The 19,170-nt window shown below is 38.9% G+C and carries 26 protein-coding genes, 1 tRNA gene and 1 pseudogene; 13 read left to right on the forward strand and 15 right to left on the reverse strand.

Going from position 1 to position 19,170, the window contains the following annotated elements:
* Positions 1-68 precede the first annotated feature (68 nt).
* On the reverse strand, positions 69-746 hold the full coding sequence (locus tag NSS82_RS13540) for a DUF1796 family putative cysteine peptidase (protein WP_076273484.1): 678 nt from the start codon (positions 744-746) through the stop codon (positions 69-71).
* Positions 747-909: 163 nt separating this feature from the next.
* On the opposite strand from NSS82_RS13540, the gene NSS82_RS13545 reads away from it, so the two are divergent.
* Together NSS82_RS13545 and NSS82_RS13550 are read left to right on the forward strand one after the other, a co-directional pair.
* Positions 910-1,116, forward strand: coding sequence for a hypothetical protein (locus tag NSS82_RS13545; protein WP_341042639.1), 207 nt, complete (start codon positions 910-912; stop codon positions 1,114-1,116).
* 130 nt (positions 1,117-1,246) lie between these two features.
* Entirely contained in the window at positions 1,247-1,888 is a 642-nt protein-coding gene (locus NSS82_RS13550) for a uridine kinase family protein (protein WP_076273482.1), read from the forward strand.
* A gap of 141 nt (positions 1,889-2,029) precedes the next feature.
* Here NSS82_RS13550 and NSS82_RS13555 read toward each other — a convergent pair whose 3' ends face one another.
* Complete coding sequence (locus NSS82_RS13555; protein WP_076273483.1) at positions 2,030-4,573, reverse strand: Ig-like domain-containing protein; 2,544 nt, start codon at positions 4,571-4,573, stop codon at positions 2,030-2,032.
* A 266-nt stretch (positions 4,574-4,839) separates the two neighbouring features.
* Here NSS82_RS13555 and NSS82_RS13560 point away from each other — a divergent pair, with 266 nt between their 5' ends.
* From NSS82_RS13560 to NSS82_RS13575, 4 genes and pseudogenes are all read left to right on the forward strand, one after another.
* Positions 4,840-5,631, forward strand: a complete 792-nt coding sequence (locus NSS82_RS13560) for an AraC family transcriptional regulator (RefSeq protein ID WP_076273481.1) — start codon at positions 4,840-4,842, stop codon at positions 5,629-5,631.
* A gap of 5 nt (positions 5,632-5,636) precedes the next feature.
* Positions 5,637-6,232, forward strand: a pseudogene (locus tag NSS82_RS13565) (DJ-1/PfpI family protein).
* A 42-nt stretch (positions 6,233-6,274) separates the two neighbouring features.
* Entirely contained in the window at positions 6,275-6,481 is a 207-nt protein-coding gene (locus NSS82_RS13570; protein ID WP_143766171.1) for a hypothetical protein, read from the forward strand.
* Positions 6,482-6,534: 53 nt separating this feature from the next.
* Positions 6,535-6,969: a hypothetical protein gene (locus tag NSS82_RS13575; RefSeq protein WP_081384456.1), complete on the forward strand. Its 435-nt coding sequence runs from the start codon at positions 6,535-6,537 to the stop codon at positions 6,967-6,969.
* A gap of 32 nt (positions 6,970-7,001) precedes the next feature.
* Here the strand turns inward: NSS82_RS13575 and NSS82_RS13580 are convergent, their stop codons facing one another.
* On the reverse strand, positions 7,002-7,961 hold the full coding sequence (locus NSS82_RS13580) for a hypothetical protein (protein WP_081386702.1): 960 nt from the start codon (positions 7,959-7,961) through the stop codon (positions 7,002-7,004).
* A 134-nt stretch (positions 7,962-8,095) separates the two neighbouring features.
* On the opposite strand from NSS82_RS13580, the gene NSS82_RS13585 reads away from it, so the two are divergent.
* Entirely contained in the window at positions 8,096-8,335 is a 240-nt protein-coding gene (locus NSS82_RS13585) for a hypothetical protein (protein WP_036686008.1), read from the forward strand.
* Between the two features lie 67 nt (positions 8,336-8,402).
* Here the strand turns inward: NSS82_RS13585 and NSS82_RS13590 are convergent, their stop codons facing one another.
* Positions 8,403-8,534 carry a hypothetical protein gene (locus tag NSS82_RS13590; RefSeq protein ID WP_256717407.1) on the reverse strand — a complete coding sequence of 44 codons (132 nt, stop codon included), beginning with the start codon at positions 8,532-8,534 and terminating at the stop codon, positions 8,403-8,405.
* Positions 8,535-8,754: 220 nt separating this feature from the next.
* Here NSS82_RS13590 and NSS82_RS13595 point away from each other — a divergent pair, with 220 nt between their 5' ends.
* From NSS82_RS13595 to NSS82_RS13605, 3 genes are read left to right on the forward strand one after another with little or no spacing between them, the layout of a single operon-like run.
* Positions 8,755-8,952, forward strand: a complete 198-nt coding sequence (locus NSS82_RS13595) for a hypothetical protein (RefSeq protein ID WP_370510578.1) — start codon at positions 8,755-8,757, stop codon at positions 8,950-8,952.
* Positions 8,953-8,974: 22 nt separating this feature from the next.
* Complete coding sequence (locus NSS82_RS13600) at positions 8,975-9,253, forward strand: hypothetical protein (protein ID WP_143766873.1); 279 nt, start codon at positions 8,975-8,977, stop codon at positions 9,251-9,253.
* Between the two features lie 12 nt (positions 9,254-9,265).
* Positions 9,266-9,592: a YolD-like family protein gene (locus tag NSS82_RS13605; RefSeq protein ID WP_036686011.1), complete on the forward strand. Its 327-nt coding sequence runs from the start codon at positions 9,266-9,268 to the stop codon at positions 9,590-9,592.
* 162 nt (positions 9,593-9,754) lie between these two features.
* Here the strand turns inward: NSS82_RS13605 and NSS82_RS13610 are convergent, their stop codons facing one another.
* From NSS82_RS13610 to NSS82_RS13650, 9 genes are all read right to left on the reverse strand, one after another.
* On the reverse strand, positions 9,755-10,582 hold the full coding sequence (locus NSS82_RS13610) for a hypothetical protein (RefSeq protein WP_038570183.1): 828 nt from the start codon (positions 10,580-10,582) through the stop codon (positions 9,755-9,757).
* Between the two features lie 373 nt (positions 10,583-10,955).
* Positions 10,956-11,177 (reverse strand): hypothetical protein, encoded by a 222-nt coding sequence (locus NSS82_RS13615; protein WP_141240305.1) that lies wholly within the window; start codon positions 11,175-11,177, stop codon positions 10,956-10,958.
* Between the two features lie 313 nt (positions 11,178-11,490).
* Complete coding sequence (locus tag NSS82_RS13620) at positions 11,491-12,021, reverse strand: GNAT family N-acetyltransferase (RefSeq protein WP_036686017.1); 531 nt, start codon at positions 12,019-12,021, stop codon at positions 11,491-11,493.
* Between the two features lie 572 nt (positions 12,022-12,593).
* Positions 12,594-12,845: a hypothetical protein gene (locus tag NSS82_RS13625; protein ID WP_076104774.1), complete on the reverse strand. Its 252-nt coding sequence runs from the start codon at positions 12,843-12,845 to the stop codon at positions 12,594-12,596.
* A gap of 617 nt (positions 12,846-13,462) precedes the next feature.
* Positions 13,463-14,548: a hypothetical protein gene (locus tag NSS82_RS13630; RefSeq protein ID WP_256715480.1), complete on the reverse strand. Its 1,086-nt coding sequence runs from the start codon at positions 14,546-14,548 to the stop codon at positions 13,463-13,465.
* Positions 14,549-14,692: 144 nt separating this feature from the next.
* The gene (locus NSS82_RS13635; protein ID WP_256715481.1) at positions 14,693-14,818 is read right to left on the reverse strand and encodes a hypothetical protein; all 126 of its coding nucleotides are present in this window, start codon (positions 14,816-14,818) and stop codon (positions 14,693-14,695) included.
* A gap of 370 nt (positions 14,819-15,188) precedes the next feature.
* Positions 15,189-15,374 carry a hypothetical protein gene (locus NSS82_RS13640; RefSeq protein ID WP_038570197.1) on the reverse strand — a complete coding sequence of 62 codons (186 nt, stop codon included), beginning with the start codon at positions 15,372-15,374 and terminating at the stop codon, positions 15,189-15,191.
* Positions 15,375-15,620: 246 nt separating this feature from the next.
* On the reverse strand, positions 15,621-16,427 hold the full coding sequence (locus tag NSS82_RS13645) for a dihydrodipicolinate synthase family protein (protein ID WP_445668225.1): 807 nt from the start codon (positions 16,425-16,427) through the stop codon (positions 15,621-15,623).
* Positions 16,428-16,906: 479 nt separating this feature from the next.
* Positions 16,907-17,074, reverse strand: a complete 168-nt coding sequence (locus NSS82_RS13650; RefSeq protein ID WP_254924592.1) for a hypothetical protein — start codon at positions 17,072-17,074, stop codon at positions 16,907-16,909.
* Between the two features lie 297 nt (positions 17,075-17,371).
* On the opposite strand from NSS82_RS13650, the gene NSS82_RS13655 reads away from it, so the two are divergent.
* The 3 genes from NSS82_RS13655 to NSS82_RS13665 all read left to right on the forward strand — a co-directional run bounded on the left by NSS82_RS13655 (position 17,372) and on the right by NSS82_RS13665 (position 18,299).
* Positions 17,372-17,521: a hypothetical protein gene (locus NSS82_RS13655; RefSeq protein ID WP_178944282.1), complete on the forward strand. Its 150-nt coding sequence runs from the start codon at positions 17,372-17,374 to the stop codon at positions 17,519-17,521.
* Positions 17,522-17,708: 187 nt separating this feature from the next.
* On the forward strand, positions 17,709-17,903 hold the full coding sequence (locus NSS82_RS13660) for a hypothetical protein (protein ID WP_143759042.1): 195 nt from the start codon (positions 17,709-17,711) through the stop codon (positions 17,901-17,903).
* A gap of 57 nt (positions 17,904-17,960) precedes the next feature.
* The gene (locus tag NSS82_RS13665) at positions 17,961-18,299 is read left to right on the forward strand and encodes an ArpU family phage packaging/lysis transcriptional regulator (protein ID WP_076104777.1); all 339 of its coding nucleotides are present in this window, start codon (positions 17,961-17,963) and stop codon (positions 18,297-18,299) included.
* Positions 18,300-18,609: 310 nt separating this feature from the next.
* On the opposite strand, the gene NSS82_RS13670 is transcribed toward NSS82_RS13665, so the two are convergent.
* Together NSS82_RS13670 and NSS82_RS13675 are read right to left on the reverse strand one after the other, a co-directional pair.
* Positions 18,610-18,681 (reverse strand) — tRNA-Val (locus NSS82_RS13670).
* A 149-nt stretch (positions 18,682-18,830) separates the two neighbouring features.
* Positions 18,831-19,133, reverse strand: a complete 303-nt coding sequence (locus tag NSS82_RS13675; RefSeq protein ID WP_076104778.1) for a phosphatidylinositol kinase — start codon at positions 19,131-19,133, stop codon at positions 18,831-18,833.
* Between the last annotated feature and the right edge of the window lie 37 nt (positions 19,134-19,170).

Below are 19,170 nucleotides of genomic sequence, written 5' to 3' on the forward strand. Positions count from 1 at the left end.
GCTGTATTTGTATCTATATGTTTTTGCAGCACAGGAAATAATTAATCATTTGATCGATCAAAGCGAAATTAGTTATTAGTTACTTGTATGTCCTTCAAAATATAATCCCAGCTATCATAATCGTTCATATCCTCAGGAACTTCTAACACACAAATATTATTAATATTCCAACTTAATTCTTGTACCGAGGTTGCTTCACGAACGGGATTAAGAATAAGAATAATAAATTCGTTCGGTTTTAATAAACCAGATAAAATCGATTGTAGCTCTACAGCCTGTTCATATGAGGCGGACCATCTAATGAATAAAGTTTTTTTACTGGTGATTAACTTGTCCCAAAATCTATTAATTCGTAATTCCAGCTTCGCTTTATACGAAGGATAGGTTGTAGACCAGTGTTTACCTTGGTGGATTGGAAAATCATGAACGGAGATAATGTTATAAAAAGTATCCTGAATAAAATAGGATTTCACTAATGCATTTTTGTTCCAATTAGGATAGACTGGTATTCCATCCTCCAGAAAAAAATGTGTTTCATCAAGGATTTGCAGATTTATTAATTCCATGAAATTTTGAAATCTATTCTTATACAGTCTATTTACATCAGCTAATGAATAAGAAACCATCCAGTCGAGTGGCATGGAGAATTTCCTCAAGCTATTTCTTTGCAGATTTATAGCAGGAGCACAAGACATCCCTAAGCTTACTATTAAATCATAGCTTTTTTTCACAGCTTGTAATTTCATGGACGCACCCATTTTCAATCAGATTCAGTTCCTAATAAATTATATACACCATTTTCTAGGAATGATTGGACTTTAAGTGTAATGAGATACACAGAAAAAAGAGAGCAGCAATTTCACTGCCCCCTAAACCTATTAGTTACGTTGTAACAAAATATATCCGCTAATGTTTGAAGTCTTTTTACGAAAGACTACTTTAAAACCAACATCGTTGTCTAATAAGCAAGCCAAAGCGGTGTTAAGCAATCCATTGGGTCTCAAGCTAGGTCTGCAAGGCACGGCATTTCCAATAACACGCGCGGCAATAATCCTACGTGCTGATCCAGGAACCAAAGGATTTCTGCTCCAACTGATCAACACTAAATCAGGCTGACGAGTAGCCATGGAAGATCTACCCCTTTCTATTAAGTTTCTTTATATAAAATGCACCATAGATTTTAATGTGCTAACCAATAGCGGAGTAAGGAATACATAGGATCGTGTAGGGAGAGAGGGAGAATAATATGGACAAGGTGTTACATAAGATAGCTAATTTGATTAGCGGTGAGGCTAATAGAGTCATCATTGGGATCTCGGGTCATGGTGCATCTGGAAAAACAACGTTTGCTCATAATCTTTTAAAGCTTTTGCAGCAGGATGATGTGAATTATATTAATACAGACCCCTATATTGTTGAATCTAATCTTAGAAAATACACTTCTATCGACTATGAATATAAGAATGAACATTACCACGATAAAGTGACAGCTTGTCATCCTGCTGCTCATTATATATCTGCTTTAGAGAGAGATATTCATATGTTGAGGGATGGGTTGGATTTTTACACCATTGGCACGGACTATACAAAAAGTATGTTCATATCTTCACAAAACAAGATAAATATTGTAGAAGGCATGAGCGTTGCTTTTACTGACCCAAATTTGTATGATCTGAAAATCTACTTATATACGGATGGAGAAACCGAGTTGGTGAGAAGGAGTATACGTGATGTTTCTGAAAGAGGAACGGATATAAATTATTTAAGAAAATCCCATGAACAGCGTAGGATGCAATATGAGTTGTTTATGCATTCTTATCATCATAAATTTGATATCGTTTTAAAAAACTCCAATGAAGAGTATGTTCTTGAAAAGGGAACGTTGTAAAGTCAACTTCATTCTCGTGGAGTAAAAACAGTGAACAGCGAATCAGGCAATATATTGTGTTGGTCCAGTCGGATATCAATAAAAACACGGAAGCCGCTTTACTGGCTTCCGTGTTTTTGGAACTGTGTAGATGAACAGATGCTATTTATTTACCGCTGAGTCACCTATTGGAGTGAATGTATTCTCCACAGTAATGTTAGAGAACTTAGCATAGTTCAGTTGTTCAATCTTATTGGCAACATCATTACTGTCAACGGCAAATCCGACATATACCGAACCATCCATAGCAATAGTTCGCTCGCCAATTAGCTTCCAGTCTTTCCCATTCGTTGATCCGTAAGCATAAAAAACATCTCCCTTACGGCCAAGTTTGAGCCAATACCCTTGCTCCACACCATTTATTTTGAACGGAATATCTGGAACAAGTTGAATGCCAGCTTTTTCAGCAGCTGATACGCTGTCTAAAGTTTCAGTTAATTCATCAAATCCTCCGCCCTTAATGTTTCTGCCCGTCAGATAAGATGACCAGCTGGTTTCTTTGGACAACTTCACATAGGAGATACCAAGGGCCGCCGCGGCACTGTCTTTATTCAAGTCATCGCGGATCATTAGCCCGGTGAAGGCATGGTTGTCAACGGCCCCGATTTCTTCGAGCTTCGCGGTAAATTCCATATCTCCGTTCATTTCTTTATACACGAAGTGGAAGTCATCTTTGGTTGCATTGTTTGCTTCTGATCGTTCTGCGCCACCTTCACTTTTTCCAAGCTTTCCGTTGCCTTTAACGGTAAGCACATCATTTGTCATACTTCCGGAACCCTTAATGTTCGGATCACCGATATCTGCTGTAGTCCAACCCTTTCCAGCCAGGGAAGAGGTAGCAGCATTGACATGAATGTTAGCAGCTGTGGTCTGCGTCTCATTTCCTTGGGTATCGGTCACTCTTGCAGAAATATAGTAGGAAGCATCCGTTAAATTCTTGAGGGTATATGTGTATGTGTTGCCTTTTTTGGCTGCTTCTCCAAGATATTTAGAACCATTATATACAGCAACTTTTTTTATTTTGTTTCCGGATTTAGGGGAAGCATTAATTTTAACTTCGACCTCTTTCCCGGTAACAAATTGTGCATTGTTTTCTGGCGCCAAAAGCTTAGCAGCGGGGTTGTCGGCGACGTGTTTCATATCAACTAGGCCGTTAATATAAAGCTCAAGCCAGGTGTAACCATTTTTAGTAACCGTTTTGTATGCATCCTTGATGCCCCAGATTTTATTTTTCTTTTCCCACTTGTCGTCTATTCCGTTTTGATTAGTGTCAAATTGCTTATCATATTGTGCCTCAATGACGCCAAAGTCTGAAATGTAACCCCCGACTTCATGTTCAGTGTTGATATATCTTCCCGAGTTCTGCTCGACTTCTGCCACAATTCTTGCATCGATAGCATCGCGACGCGGATAGGTAGCTCCCGCTTGTTGCAGAATGCTTTTTAATAGTGATTCATTCGCTTGCTTTACGCCGGACTTAACATAATTATCAAATGCTTTATTGGTAATACCATGGTTAACTCCAGTACTGTCCGCGGAAAGATATGGTGTGGCTGCAAGGGTCGTCTTTTGTTCACCACTCTGTACACCGGAAAATTTCACATAATCTGAAGAATCATTCAGTAAGCCTGTGAGCTTGCCGTTAATTCTGTTTCCAGCGATGTAGAAACCGCCCAGCTTGGTAGCTTCACCGGCATCAATGACTCTGTTAGTTACATTATCTCTTGTACCTGGACCGGCAATTTCGATATTGTTCATAAAGTTAGTAAAAGTAAAACCTCCGCCATAAGTGCCGTTAAAGCCCCAATTGTAAATTACATTGTTCGAGAACTGAACAACCGCCACATGATCAGCATCTGCAGCACCTGCGTAACCGCCGCCTAGTCTTGGGTTTCGCGAGGTATGGTTCGCGTACAGATTGTGATGGAATGTTGTTTTGTCTCCGCCTGAAATACCACCGTAGCCATGTCTTCCTTTGGAATGCCCGGATAGAGTCAGACTTTCGGAAATAATGGACCACTGGATCGTGCCATTTTCGCCTCTATATAAAGATAGAGTTTCATCTGTGTTCCAACTGAAGGAACAATGGTCAATGAGGAAGTAGTTGTTGTCTCTCCCCCAAAGCGCATCCATTGAATCGCTGCCATTATACACATTAGTGGCACCCGGACGGAAAGAGGTGTAGCGTATGATGATATTCTCTGAATTGCTGATATTGGTATCCCAACCTGCAATGGTAATTCCGTTGCCTGGAGCGGTTTGCCCAGCGATGGTCAGGTTTTTAATATTATTGAGACTTAACGTGCTCTTCAGTTCAATCGTTCCGGAAACATGAAAAACAATTGTACGACCCTCTTTAGGAGTAGATAAAATCCCATAGCGAAGGGAGCCTGCAATCGGTTTGTCTTTTACAGCGTAATCTTCAAGGGTAGTTACGATGTATACATCGCCTCCTCGACCACCGCTCGTATAGGCGCCGCCACCTTCCGCGCCAGGAAAAGCAAGAATAGAGGCACCCGCAAAACTTTTGTCTCCGTCTGTCTGCCCTGAAGCTGCAAGTGTGTGACCTCCTAAAAATGAAAACGCTACCGAAAAACTCAATAAGACACCCATAACCTTACCTGATTTTTTACTCTTCCATTTCATCTTTTTGACGTATAACATGGATACAGTCTTATCGCTGAATGCTGTTCCTGTTATACTTCCTCCTCTCAGTGAAATGTTACTGGTCTGCGACAAGCAGCTTACTGGTAATACTTTAAAACTTTTAGGGCGTATTTACCTGCCAAAAAAATCTTTTTTTGTGCCAACTATTGCTCTTTGGTTCTTGCGCAAACGAACAAATTCATATTATGTTCTTAGTATTACAGCAGCTATAGTGCTTGGCATTCCATGACGATAGGGAGAAAAACATGAATATTAAATATCAGCATCGTGACCAGGCGTTTCACTCCTTTATTTCTACCAATAACACTTATCCTCTTCATCTACACAAAAATGTAGAGATAACAATGGTTTTGTCCGGCAAAATCAATATCAACATCAATGGAAAAGAGTATGATTTGTCTGAAGGAGACATAGCGATTATTTTTTCCAATCAACCTCACAGCTACAAAACCATAGAGAAAAGCCAGATCCTGCTGTTCTTTTTTGACGCCACGTTTCCGGGGGATTTTGCGGGGGATCTGCTTAATCATGTTCCGGATAACCCTATAGTTTCGAAACAAAAGGTGCTTCAAGATCTGCTGGCAACCTTGTATAAACTATATAAAGAACAATGTGATGTTCGTCTGCTCAAGGCTTATACCTCTGTAGTATTAGGGCACGCTCTGCCGTTACTGCTAATGAAAAAAGTAGACTACAAAAAAGAAATGGATCTCGTCCCCAAAATCCTTGCTTACATCGACATGCATTTTTTAGATCACATAAATCTGGATACGCTTTCAAGAGAGCTTGGCATTAGTAAATTTATCATTTCCCGAATCTTTTCTGAGCAGTTTCATATTTCATTTCGTGATTACATCAATGGCCAACGGGTAGCCTATGCTCATATGCTGCTGTTATCCACTACCCATCCGGTCACGGATATTGCGTTTGATTCCGGATTCAACAGTTTGCGCTCTTTCTATCGTGTTTTTAAAAATGAATACGGGATAACCCCCAATGAATTTCGCCGAAAAGTATCGAAGGAGTGTGTAGAATGAAAATGCTGAAGATGGCTTATATTCTATTTGACGGGATGACTACGTTAGATTTTGTTGGTTTTTACGATGCGGTTACCCGGATGGGAGTTCTAAAGGCGATAGAAAATGTATCGTGGGATTTTTGTTCCAACAAGGAAGAAGTCACGGATGATCGAGGATTGACGTTGAAAATAAACCAGGTTTCCCCTGATCTGTCAGCCTATGATTTGATATTTATCCCTGGAGGGTTATCCACTCGACAACTTAGATTCGTTACTGATTTTATAACATGGATTCAGACTGCTCGAGAGGTTGAATACAAGGTGTCAGTGTGTACAGGGGCTTTGATTTTGGGAGCTGCCGGTTTCTTAAATCAGAAGAAGGCGACTACCAACCCTTCTGCATATGAACTATTAGCACCTTATTGTTCCGAAGTAGTTAAGGAACGGTTCGTAAGGATGGAAATGTTTTTACTGGGGGAGGAGTAGCAGCTTCGATTGATCTGGGTTTATATTTCATAGAATCGCTTACTAATGAAAATGTAGTTCGAGAAGTTCAAGAGAAGATGGATTACCCATATTACAAGACAATTAACCCTTCCAAAGGGAGACCATACCTATAAAAGATGGGAATTAATGATATAATATCCATATGGTACTTTTTGATGGCAGGGACTTCAGCTGTTGTTAATGTAGTGTCAGTAAATAAAAGAGAAATAGTAATACAAAATATGAGCGGTGATCAAAATACAGTCACAATCCCAAAAGGAATATATAAGTTAATAGATGTAAATGAGGAGTACTTTATTTCATATAATAGTAGAATAGGGCAAAAGCCATTCTTAACCTCAATAGAACCAAGTGCGAAATGATAATTTGAAAAATCGGCTGTAAGTATAAAAAGCATAAAGATGGTGGGATTGTTTTGCGTGCAGTTAAGCCTATAATGTTATGGTTTATTTCGACGATTTTATTCACCCTGGCAGCCTTTGGATTGGAGCTTTGGGAAGGAAATAAAATAAGTACAACAGAATATTACGGTTTTCAAAACATTGGGTTTGCTTTTATTTTTCTGATGTTCCTTTTTTCAGTTCTTCTTTACCCGGTTATACTGCTTCCTTTATCATGGGTTATTCGAAAGATAGTTAATCCTTTAATAAGCCGCATAATGATATTCTTATTGAGTGGTATTGCGGGATATGGTTTCTTTTACGAGGTGTACGATGAACGCTTTATACGGGAATACCATTTGAATAGTAGTACAGCTATTGTTTTTTTCGGAATTGCTGGTTTCATTTATGTTCTGGTGGATTACTATTTTGAGTCGCAAGCCATTAAAGCCGAACAAAATCCCTGCTAACCGTGGCGGCCGGCAGGGATTTTATTTTTAATCTAAGAATTGGGTAATTTGTCAACCTCATCAGTAAAGGCTTCCAAGTACTGGGTGAATATTCCTGTATCTATTTTGGTGGTTGCATCATTTGCAATAGGAGGCGTATCTTGGATTTGTTTGTACATACGATCCATCTCACCCGTGAGCTTAGTCCAGATGCTTTTAACTGAATCATATTTTGCATCAAGGTTGTTGATATAATTATCGTACTCCATTTTTTGGTTCATCGCTTTTGCTAATTGCTCGATTGTAAAATCTATATCTATTGTTTGACCCGTAGAGCCAGTTCCTGAACCTGCATACCAGCTGATATCAACAAATCCATCATTCCAAATATCTGAAACGACAAAATTACTGATTTCTTTAAGCGTCGCTTCAGGAGACTGTTCAGTTGTACCTGCATTACCTGAATCTGAAGTATTAATTACAGGTTCCTTAAAGAGTTTCCTCACTTCGTTAAATGCATCCTTGTCCTTGTCATTAGACGAATATCCCCAACCAACTTTATCATCCTTAATAAAAATGATAAGTTCGCTATTGGAGGAAGACTTCTCACCTTGGATAAGCACGAGTTTATCTTTTCCGCCATCTTTGTCCGTATAATCAGCTGTTTCAATTACTGTAGGATTCTTAAGTTTATTATTCTCGGGTGTCTCAGTAGATTCAGCCATTTGGAAAATGGGTTGTACATCTGGAAGTATATTTTCGGATACGAATTTCTTTTTCGCTTCGATATCTGAACCATTGAGGAAAATCTCCACATAGTTGAGAGCCAGTTTCTCGGAAGCTGTAAGTTTCTTTTTTGGCTCAGGAGTGGGCTCTGAAGGGCTGGCTGTTGCTTCGGACGGTGTAACTCCTGTAGACGTTGTATTTTTTTTCTCTGAATTTGTTGTGGAACTACCACATCCTGAAAGGATTACAATAGTTGCCACGATGCATAAAAAAGCTTTTTTGTTCAATCTTATATCCCCCTAAATCTGCTAATAATTGCTAGTTGATTCTACCAGATATAGGAATAGTAATCTATGAATTTTAATTTATGACGGAACCAATATATTAGATTAGCGTGTTTTATTTTTCGGAGGTGAACATTTTGCTGAAAGTACTAAGGGTGTGCGGTATTTTATTCAGTGCAGCAACAATCATTCTGGGAATCACATTTTTCCGCGGTCAGGATCAAGTGATAATCTCTTGGACTATGCTGGGGATGTGCGGAGCTTTAATATTTAATGGAGCGGCATTGTATTTGAAAACTAAAGATAAAATGGCTGTGCTATCCTCGATTGTTGGGATTGTACTGTTAATAGTCTCGCTTACTCAGTTTCCTTTTTGAAAATTAAAAACAACCTCGTCAACCTTAATGGGTCGGTGGGGCTTTTTTACGTTATTTTCCTTTATATTTATTTCTTTTTCTTCTTTGTGGGTCCGATCTGGCGTCTTACCTTATCGTTCTCATCTACCTCAATAATATAAATCTCCTTCACTGTACCGGAGAGAGTAAACCATTCACGCATAGCTTCAACCTCAGTCATCGGTCCTAATATTCGTTTCCCCCTATAACATATAAAAAACACTCATACTCCTTAGTTTGTTTGCGGAAATGCAATAAATGCTTATAAAACAAATTATAAACCTGAGCGATGACTTTGTATGTAATAATTCATGCCTGGCGGGATATTTTTACATTGATTAACGAACGTACGTTTGGTTATAATACAAACAAATGTTCTTATCCTTGGAAGGTGAGTAATTATGCAAATAAGAATCGGTCAAACCATTGAAATAGTGTACCAAGATAAATCAGGTAAGATATCTCAACGTAAAATTGAAGTGAAAGGGATTCGTGGAGAATATATTCGCGCAACTTGCTTATCAACCGGAGCTCCGCGCGTATTTCTGGAGGCTAATATTCTTGCTTGGCAGCCTGTGCAAATGAAGCGACATGCTTAGTGACACCGCCCGAAAGCTACTAATGATCATGCGCCACTCTGCCGTGCATCATGCTCATATGCCAACTTTACAGGAGTTAGAAATCAAGAGTGGACGGACACCAAGTAAGATCATTAGTGGGCTTAGGGAATTAGTTAACGAAAAATATATAGAATGGACCCCGCACACTCCACCAGAGAGCGCCCGAATTATTGAAGGCTGGGAAAGGATTGACCCTAGGTTTAAAAAGAAAAAGTCAGAGCCACAAGAGCTCCAGTGGGGGATAGATGGTAGCAAAACGAATTACTGGACGGATTATTAGGAGGGCAACTTCATGATGAAAAAATTAGAGAACGTATGGGAGTGTAGCAGAATGATATTGCCCGAACATAAAAACCGGATTATAGATGACAATAATGAGCAGGAACGTCGTGAAAAACCCACTCTAGATCTACAGGAGATAGAGCGCTTTGAAAAATTGTTATATCGTTCTATGGAAGAGCACAGCCCGATTACACTCACTCTGTTTGATCCCATGGAGAATATATTAAAACGAGGTATCGTGATGAAACTGGATAAACAACAGGGAATTAAACTCCGCTGGTCGGAGGATGAGTGGGATTGGTTCAAGATGGAGGATGTTATTGCAATAACTACATAATTCACTTAATAAAAAACAGGTTAGGAGCAATCTCCTAACCCGCGCTGTACTTCTGATATTAATGTTCTGCTCCGTGGAATAAGACCACTGGTGAGGTACTTGGCAGTGCTGGCGCAATGCTGACGATAGTGAGGACCAACAATAAAGAGACGGCAAATTTTTTCACAGAGACTCAACCCTTTCTTTGAAATTTATTATTTTCTCTTCAAAATCTTTAATCTGAGTAGCATCAGCACATGAACGTAATGATTCGAAGTATACTACTGCTTGTTTAAAGATTTTATCAGAGTTTGTGACCTCTGCAGAATCTAATAATTTCATGCTATATTTGATAGCTGTATTATAATCTTGAATTTTTGTTTTATATCTGATCATATTAATAAAAAAAGTTTCTTGGTAGGAATTTATTATAATTTCATCAGCAGCGGTATCCTCAAATTTTGAAATTCTATTAGAGAAAAGAGCTAAATGAGATTCAATGTTTAAATCAAAATTAGTAGCTGCCTTTAACAAAGTTATTAGTCCTGGTAGAACTTCTTTAGAGTTGGATAAAAGGAACGAAACATAGCGATCTATGAATTGAATATTTCCAGAAAGCACTTCTACTTCTAAAAGATTTGGTTCTGATATGTACTTATAATAGGCTACCTCATTTAATCCTTCAGCATCTAATCCCTTGAACCAACTCAAATCGCTATAAGCTTTAATGTAAGTTCGAGCTTTATCATAATTTTCAATTTCTTTGTGGGCTAGTCCCAACATAAGCAAGCTGTATCCATAATAATAAATTAAAGGTCGTTGGTGTTTTAGTTCCAGTTCATTATTGTGTGTGTAATTATTATAAATTTGAGTTATTCGGTTGAAAAAGGTATCTGCTAGTTTTAGAAGATTGGGCCAGCTTTCAAAAGAATATATCATTTTAAGAACTTTTACGGCTGGATCAAGATCTAGAAGATTTATATCTAAATCTAAATCGATATTTCCATCCAACAGCCTCACCTGCCTTTATTTTACATAATATACCTGTATTATACAATGTAATCAATAGATGGTCAATTAAGTGCTTCATATAAAAAATAGATGATTAATAGGGACCAATAAAGTAAATCTATCCATTGTTGCGCCATGATGTGTGCCTGGGTAAGCTTTGGCCCGATGGCACTGACACGTACTGCGTATGGCCAAAGTTTATTAAAAGAAAGTGAGGCGATCGGTGGAAATCAACTGTCTAGCGAACATATCGTCAGTTTGGGAGAGCCCGCGACCCATGCGGTCGCGCTCCCGTATTTCCGAGTTATTTTCGTCGAGGTATTGAAGTAACGGAAACGGAACGCTGGGCTGGTGAGGTTTGGTAGTAGTAGAATTACCGCTCTAGATGACCACATAAAAAGTCATATAGATTATGTAATGCTTCAAGAATAGCAGCAGCTACGACATAAACTAAAAGGTTGCTATTGATTAAATCATTTACCGTATTATGTTTTGTGAGTACAAACTGGAAGAATGTGTACATCGCAATTGTTGCATATGCAGCAACCTTGGAAATATTAAATAACTTATCAAAGATCATTAACAGTGCGTCCACCTCCTTAAGGAATAAATATTATCAATAAATACCTAATTTGAATATCTGTAAACAGAAGCTCAGAGCTGCTGGCAGAAGGCGGTTAAGCTCGATCCGGAATCGGCTGTGTCGAGATTTTATCTAGCTATCTTTTCGGTAAAGAGGTGTTAATTTACTGGTTTCAAAAAAAGAGGCTAGGAGAGTCTGTCTAGCCCTCTACGTTTGGAAGATGTGACAACAGTTGCTCTACTTAATACACAGTACGCATTTAGTTGAGCAACGTGAAGTAAATAAAAGGCCTACACCATAAAAATGTAGGCCCACCCATTAAAAGTTACTCTGTTACTAATTTTGAGAAAATGCTTAAATCAATAAACTTTCCTTTGGACATTTCGCACTTTCTCATTGTTCCTTCGAATGTATAGTTTAACTTTTGCAAAACTCTTATGGAATTATTGTTTTCGGGTTCGACTTTTGCTTCTATCCTGTTGAAATTTAAAGTGTTGAACGCATAATCCATCAGAGATTGAATGGCCTCAGGAGCATATCCCTTGCCCCAATAATCTTTACTAATATCGTATCCAATCTCTGCTTTAGCGTTTGAAGAATCTATAGAATTATAACCGCAGGAACCAATTATGCGATTTGATTCTAACTCGATTATGGAATAACGAATAGCTTTGCTTTCCAAAGACAGGTTATTAAGAATTTTAATCATTTCTACTGCTTGGCTTTCATCAGTGAAACTATTGATATTCATAAACTTTGTAACCTCAGGATCAGACCAAATGTTAAACAAACTAGCAGAGTCAGATAATTTCATTTTTCTTAATTTTAGTCTTTTGGTTTGTATTTCTGTAATCAATATATTACCTCCATTATCTATTTATTTTGGGGTTAAGATATCGATATCTGCGCATAGTTCAGTCCCTTCAATATTTAATTCAACACTATTATAACGTAAGAGTTTTTTTATGTCACAGTACGAAGATACAGATCATTAAAGGAGTAGGAGTATCCCTCCAAAGGTTATGACGAAGTAGACGTATATTGCGAAGTATAGATGCTATCTAGCGGTAATGCAGCCTATTTCTCTTTTGGCAGAAGTAATGTTCTTATAAAAGCGCCAATACAACCAGAAAGAATAATAATCATTACAACATTTAGTGATCTAATAAGTACTGAAGATGAAAAAATTAATTGAAGGCCTTTTTGTACGATGATAATTCCAAATACCAAAGACATGGTGATTAAGAATGTTTGGATAGATATTTTCATATCATTAATTCCTCTCTAAACAAATTACCAAAATCTAAATTTAGTTTAACAAAAAATGATTGAGTGAAACGTAGTACGAAGATACATGACATTAAGGGATAGAGGAGGTTACAGCAATCCTCTCCCAAAGGTTATGAAGAAGTAGCAGCCTATTGCGCATCAGGGAAGAGAAGGTCGTCGTTTTGATAACGAAATGATGTTTTTATCCTTATCATCACCATGGTCCGCATTTTCTTCTATCTCTTTTTTCTCATCGTGAAATTCAACAGGAGATTGGGCCGTGATGTAGTCAAATGGAGTGTAATTATTATTTGGTAATTTACTTGTAAGGATTACCTTTACAATGATGATTCCTAATGAGAGATAGAAAATCGCGCCTACTCCAGCCAACATGAATAGTACTAATCTCATTGTTAACACCGCCTTTGTTTGATTTTATAATCAAATGGTAATATTTACAAGAATCAGGCTGCTGAGTACTATTCATTCGACTGAGATTTGATGCACAGTAGGAAATTCTTGGGCCACTAGATTTTACAAATGGTGGAACCTTCGAACATACGAATGAAGTGTAGCACAATAGTCATACCTACACATGAAATGATTTGACAGTTATAAATATTAATTACTTTAAAGCATCACAGAAAGGTTGTTTTACAGACACCATACTCATATGGATATCCGATCTCATCTTTAAATGTAACCTCTGCACCATATCGACAGATACTGCTCTTAGAGACAGAACCTTTAATGTTGTATATTTCATCTACTGTGCTTCTTGGTAATAAGATAGGTTTTTAGATATATCAGTTTCTAACGGTAAGACCAATTTTTATGTAGTTACTACATTGAATAATAATGGAAAGTTAAGTTTCAAACGAAGCATCAGCTACCCCTCAGAAGGCAGATCAACCTGAACCAGAACCATCTGGTGTTCGTGCAATACTCACAATTACATTAATAACTGGTCTTGAAAAAGTCAGTGTGGCGGCGGTGCCCCGACTGCTGTATTTCTGTAACGTTTCCGCTTAATTGGCTTTGTCAGAAGCTTCATAGATTAGGCAACGAAGGGTCTGATCGGGATAGCGGAACTCCGCGATATAGCTACTTCCATCTTCCAACAACAGTTTAACATCCACCATTCCGCGTTTGTTGTTAAACTCGGTGTCGGTTAGATAAGCTTTGACAATGGTTCTTGTTTCTCCCTGTTTGTCCGTGATGACCTGCACGGCTTTATGAATCCAACTGGCATCCTTCTGGATGGTGCCGGCTGCGTCGTCGTCGATGGGAGTTCTCTTCAGTGCCAAATTAATGGCTGTCGTATCCTCTACGGCACCGGTTGTTGCATTAATCAACACATCATATTCCCAGAATACCTCGCCTGATCCGAGCAGGGTAAGATTCTTGTAAGGAGCAAAATGAACTGTCCAGGTTGGACGTTTGTTTATTCCCAGCTCAATCAGCATTCTCGATATTTTTAGCTTGGACACGTCGGCATCGAACAGCTTGCGCACACTGTCAGAGGCTAGTGCCTCAGCTTCAACCTGGCTGATTTTCTGAGGCTGAAGCTGAGGCACAGGCGGATTTCGTTTTGACACGAAGTAATTCAGCCGGTAGTACCAGTCAATCAGCTGTAACAGTTCCTCATCAGTCATACTCCTCTCCGGGTAGGTGTACGTATTGGTTTCTAAATCTAGATACATATCTGCTTGTCCAGCCTTTAACGGCAGCTGCTGCTTGGGGCGGAGGCCGTCATACACATACTTATCGTCCAACACTTGTCTGCGGTTGATTTCGGATTCGGTTTGTTCCCGACCTGAAATATGGGGATCTTCTGCCTTGTCTATAAAGTCATAGATTTGCTGGATTTGCGCCGCTGTCATCTGTTGATACAGGTCTTGTTGTATGGTGGATACCGGCGCCGGCGCCTCCACCTTTAGCACGGGTATCGTGCTTTCGCTCAAAGCCAGCCGGTTACTGCCCTGAATTGACGAACTGTTCTTGGCGAAAACTACGGAATTCATCAGGCTGGGGACGATCAGAGCACTGGCTGCAAGCACACCAGCTGAAAACAGGATAACAACTAATGTAGCGAACCGCTTTTTCTTGTTCAATCGGATTACCTCCATTGGGATCTAAGATGATGAATCTTTATACATCTTAACACCAAGTTATTATAGAATTAGGAGGATAGTTGTTATGGAGTTGTAAAAAGATCGGATACTTCCCCTTTCACCAAGGACAGTCAGGAGTTAATCTCAATTTTGTCCACGTTCTTCTTCAAGAGCCACAGCTACAATGCAAGAAGTGTCTTTACAATAAAAATGTGCCAGAAGCGGGAAGTGTTTACTTAGTGTCGTATTTACATCGATGTGATTAGTCATAACTTTTCACCTAATTGTAAGTATGATTCGTGGGATAATTACATGAACAACAATAAAGTTATTAAGAAGGACTTTAAAGCAGAAGAACGATTGGTTGCGAAGAAATAGATAGTTCGGAGAACAAGCAGTTTTTGTACTGATGAACAATAAAGATTTTCAATACAGAGAGACATACTTTATTGTGGGGAATCCAGCAACTCTATGGATACTCATACTTGGATTGGTTTCGTTTGGAACAAGATCCAATAGGTCATCTTATGGATTATGGTGGGATTGTAGAGGGGGATACACCGGATCTATTAAACTAGCTGGATCTCATTTTGTTTGGGAGTGATTTGAATTTAGAGCATGCATTAAATAACCTACGATATCACACTTCTTTAATCCGTTTGATCGCCCAAGAAGGAAAAGAAAATAAACCACTCTTAGTTCTTATTGTGAAGTAACCTGAAGAGTCGCTCTCCTGACAAAAACCAACATATGTCTCTCCACTGACTAAATGTATTTGTAGTTGTAATTCTGTTTCAATTGCGTGAAAAATCAGTGTGAGATTCATATTAAAGCCCCCTTGCATAAGATGATTATATTCATAAAATACCCACTTCATTGTTAATGAACGCAAAATAGTTGACAATTGACAATGTTGTAATATTTTAAGCGTGATTTTGGCATAAGCATGTCTATAACAAATACCCCGTCAATCACTTAAGGTTGATGGGGTATTTGTTATATTGATGAAAACTAACGATCCTTACCAGTGTTATAGAGCAGCATATATACTTCCCAATGAATTATATTAAGTTTATACAGTAAACTTTAATTCCTTTAGAATGATATTCAGGTGATTCCTAACGGATTTGTTTAATGGTTGTAAAGGCAAGGGAAGACTAGGACTTTTAATTAAGCCAATTATTTCAGCAGCTGCTGAAATCACTCGAAGGCTACCGTAGCTATTGAATAACTTCCAGATCGGTTCTAGTAATTTTGAAAGGTGTTGTGCTTCTTCTAAATGGCCACTTTGAGTCATTCTTGTGATATCTAGACATAACCTCGGAAATAAACCACCTAGCACTGAGTACCATAAGTCACAACCTGCACTCAAGCCTAGATATGCGGATGGATTCCCGCTTATTCCAAACGTAACATGGAGTGGAATGACAGCTCTGAGTTTTTCTACACGTAACTTGGCTTTATCAGATTCTGACGGTATGACGGGAATCTTAATGGAACAAACATTAGGTAACCTAGCAATTTTGCTGTGCAGCTCATCACTGAAATGGAAATGTGAAGTGACGGGATTATCATAAACACAAAGTGGAATGGAGAGTGAACTTGTCACATGCTCGTATAGAAAAAACACCTCTTCATCTGTTAGTGCCTGATAGGAGATAGGAGCCAAGAGTACTGCACTTGCCCCAGCTTGTTGTACATCTTCCGCTAATCGAAGTACTTCTGAAGTTCGAATCGCTCTTATGCTTGTCATCACGGGAATCCCTTCAGCAGAACTAACAGCAAGCTCAAGGACACGCAAACGCTCCCCTCTACTAAGATGCGCATAGTTTCCAGTTGGTCCCAGTACACCAATTGAGTCTACTCCTGCCTTTACCAATTCTTTAATAAAAAAAGGGACCAATTTTAGAGGCTAGGTGTTGTTAGAAATTATGAGTTGCCACGTTTGTCCCGTAGCGATTTAGATTCAGAACAAACATAAAATAACCTGTCAAGCTTATGCCTGAAGGGTCTATTAGTGCTTATACGATAAACTCTGTAAATACTGGGCTTCGAAGCATGCCAGATTTGGTCCAGTTCCTCATTCTTACTTTTGCTTGTAGCCGGGACTCCAGATGTACAAACTCCGTATCCTTACCTTTGTATATCAAGATATCAAAGATGGCGTAATACGCTGGGAGTGTCCCAGTGAGTTGAGTTATTTTATCAGTTCGTCTCGCTTGAAATCGGCTCATAACAGATTCAAAATCGGATACTCACAGTACGAAGATACATGGACAGAGAGGGTTAATAGCCCTCCTCTCACAAAGGTTATGAAGTAGTAGATACATATTGCGACATGAAAAAAGATAAAAATGCTTATGCATCCTTATCTTTTTCAAGTAATTCTATTATTCTGTCTAATTTTTTCTCTATGCTAGTAGTTTTATCTGAAACCTTGTTTTTGGTTCCATAATCACCTTTTAACAGTAAAACCAAGGGAATTGCCAAAACAAATGCCAACGGTATTAAAAAAAAATATTGCAAGATAACACCTCATTAAAAGTTTTTATTTAATTATAACAAATTTCAAAAAAAAGACTCTCTCCCACAAGGAGGATATAAGAGATAGTTTGGCTGTACTGAACTTATAAAGGGGATGGATAATCTTCATTTCTTACCCATTAAAGATATACCATAGTAATCCATAAGCTATTCCGAAGTAAGCAATGACACCCAGTAAAGAGATGGATAAAAGAATAGTGATAACTTTCTTACCGTTCATAAAATTCACCTCTTATTTAATATATCACGGATTGAGGGAGGAACTGACGTCAACGTGGATTGAAATTATTTTTTGCTTTTATCGCTATCCTATCTTTTATTTCAGCAGCTGACAAAGAATCTATTCTTTACAAGCAACGTGGCATGCACATGGCAGCAATATGTGTTGCTTCAATTATCGCACTAGCTGCAGACATTATTTTTTCATAAAACCCAAATTTGAGAGGAGTAATTATAAATGAAAGTTCAGATAGCAGCACATTTCAATAAGCAAACGAAGGATTCCAAAAAGGAACTTTTATAGTTCCACGTAAAGGGTGATACATCCTCTGAAAACTCCTATGAATTCTATCGGAAGGCAGGATCAGATGTAATCTTGGAAATCGCTGAATCTCAAATGAGCATTGAAGAGTTCCGAGGTGATGACGATGAAGAGGATCGTGAGGAGTCAAGAGAAGGCGTACGAGGAAAGGTTAATCCAGAAGGTACGATTGAATTGGAAGACAAGGATCAACTAACCATTGAGGTGATCGCTGCCGCTGGTGAAAACGGTCCGCCGATACCTGAAGGTGACGATGATCTACCGTTCTAAGATGGTATACTCCCCGGCTTCGGTCGGGGGATTCTTAACAAAGGGGGGGATTGCCCGGTGCAACAAAGCTTCCTGCCAGAGATAGATAGAGAACGGACGCAAGCTGCGGTTGAAGCGGCTTTTGATAAGTATCGAGAGAATAAATTCCTAACTTTTGAGGAACGCGAAGCAGCCACGACAGCAGCATGGTCAACTACTCCGAGAAGCGACACGGGAACAACTTCGGACCAGACCGCGAATATTGCCATACACAATGTTGATAGTTTAGCAGCACGTAAGGAGTACTGGGAGAGAATTGAAAGGATTGTAAATAGGCTTCCACGAATGGAATCATTTTTGATTAAAGAAAGATATATAATAACCGAATATGATTACATCACGGATCAGAAGATATAGGCAAAGCTTCCCGATGACACTCCGCCCAAAGCATGTAAAGGAAATAATGAAATTGAGTCAAGCTAAGTTATATGAGTTTTTAGGGGACGCACATTTCATGTTGCAAAAGCAGGAAGGGAATTATATATCAGTAAAGCGGTATTTAGGAATTGGCTAGAGGGTAGAAGTGATGATATTTTCCCGGAGGACCTAGCGAACTGATATGAAAAGCAAATAACGATTCGTATCAAATTCGTATCATGAAGGATTTCAATAGAATGATAAGTGAATAGAAAACAAAAAAAGCCTTGAATATCAAGGCTTTCACGTATAGGACGGATGGGGTTCGAACCCATGACCCCTACCCTGTCAAGATAGTGCTCTCCCGCTGAGCTACCGTCCTGCGACGAAATTTATAATACCATATGAGAGAGTAGGATGGCAATTCTTTTTTATAATCAATATAGATGTAGAGTGGTGTTTTCTCTTATCTCCTCCGACTAAGTAGTTAATAGCTAGAAAGGGGATGACCCATCATCCCCCTGCACCGAGTCAGATAAAAAACGGGAGTAGAAATAGACTGCTTATTCCGAAAAAAGGGATACGGCGTGGATAGAAGCGGCGTCTTGGGTAAAAACCGGGCTGGAACCCGAATTGTCTATAGTTCGATTGCTCAGCAGCCATTCCGTTCATACGATCGACCATTTCGTTGCTGGGAACCGCAAGGGTGATATAGTTCTGGTCCACGTGAGCGATGAAGCCGTCAAAGGATTGACCATCAGTCGTTACTATACCTACATATTTATTCATGCAATTCCAAGCGACCTGTTGATGAAAATTTGTATTTGATTCCATGGATATCCTCCTCGAATGTTTCAATCCTGATAACAGT

Origin of the sequence: Paenibacillus sp. FSL H7-0735 (assembly GCF_038008505.1) — a bacterium.
Taxonomy (GTDB): Bacteria; Bacillota; Bacilli; order Paenibacillales; family Paenibacillaceae; genus Paenibacillus_AQ; species Paenibacillus_AQ odorifer.

What these genes read in the sequence shown, in the direction of transcription:
- NSS82_RS13540 (WP_076273484.1), bottom strand. Translation starts at nt 746, where the DNA reads ATGAAATTACAAGCTGTGAAAAAAAGCTATGATTTAATAGTAAGCTTA.
- NSS82_RS13545 (WP_341042639.1), top strand. Translation starts at nt 910, where the DNA reads ATGTTTGAAGTCTTTTTACGAAAGACTACTTTAAAACCAACATCGTTG.
- NSS82_RS13550 (WP_076273482.1), top strand. Translation starts at nt 1,247, where the DNA reads ATGGACAAGGTGTTACATAAGATAGCTAATTTGATTAGCGGTGAGGCT.
- NSS82_RS13555 (WP_076273483.1), bottom strand. Translation starts at nt 4,573, where the DNA reads ATGAAATGGAAGAGTAAAAAATCAGGTAAGGTTATGGGTGTCTTATTG.
- NSS82_RS13560 (WP_076273481.1), top strand. Translation starts at nt 4,840, where the DNA reads ATGAATATTAAATATCAGCATCGTGACCAGGCGTTTCACTCCTTTATT.
- NSS82_RS13570 (WP_143766171.1), top strand. Translation starts at nt 6,275, where the DNA reads ATGGCAGGGACTTCAGCTGTTGTTAATGTAGTGTCAGTAAATAAAAGA.
- NSS82_RS13590 (WP_256717407.1), bottom strand. Translation starts at nt 8,534, where the DNA reads ATGACTGAGGTTGAAGCTATGCGTGAATGGTTTACTCTCTCCGGTACA.
- NSS82_RS13595 (WP_370510578.1), top strand. Translation starts at nt 8,755, where the DNA reads ATGCAAATAAGAATCGGTCAAACCATTGAAATAGTGTACCAAGATAAA.
- NSS82_RS13600 (WP_143766873.1), top strand. Translation starts at nt 8,975, where the DNA reads ATGATCATGCGCCACTCTGCCGTGCATCATGCTCATATGCCAACTTTA.
- NSS82_RS13605 (WP_036686011.1), top strand. Translation starts at nt 9,266, where the DNA reads ATGATGAAAAAATTAGAGAACGTATGGGAGTGTAGCAGAATGATATTG.
- NSS82_RS13625 (WP_076104774.1), bottom strand. Translation starts at nt 12,845, where the DNA reads ATGAGATTAGTACTATTCATGTTGGCTGGAGTAGGCGCGATTTTCTAT.
- NSS82_RS13635 (WP_256715481.1), bottom strand. Translation starts at nt 14,818, where the DNA reads ATGACTAATCACATCGATGTAAATACGACACTAAGTAAACACTTCCCG.
- NSS82_RS13640 (WP_038570197.1), bottom strand. Translation starts at nt 15,374, where the DNA reads ATGAATCTCACACTGATTTTTCACGCAATTGAAACAGAATTACAACTA.
- NSS82_RS13660 (WP_143759042.1), top strand. Translation starts at nt 17,709, where the DNA reads ATGAGCATTGAAGAGTTCCGAGGTGATGACGATGAAGAGGATCGTGAG.
- NSS82_RS13675 (WP_076104778.1), bottom strand. Translation starts at nt 19,133, where the DNA reads ATGGAATCAAATACAAATTTTCATCAACAGGTCGCTTGGAATTGCATG.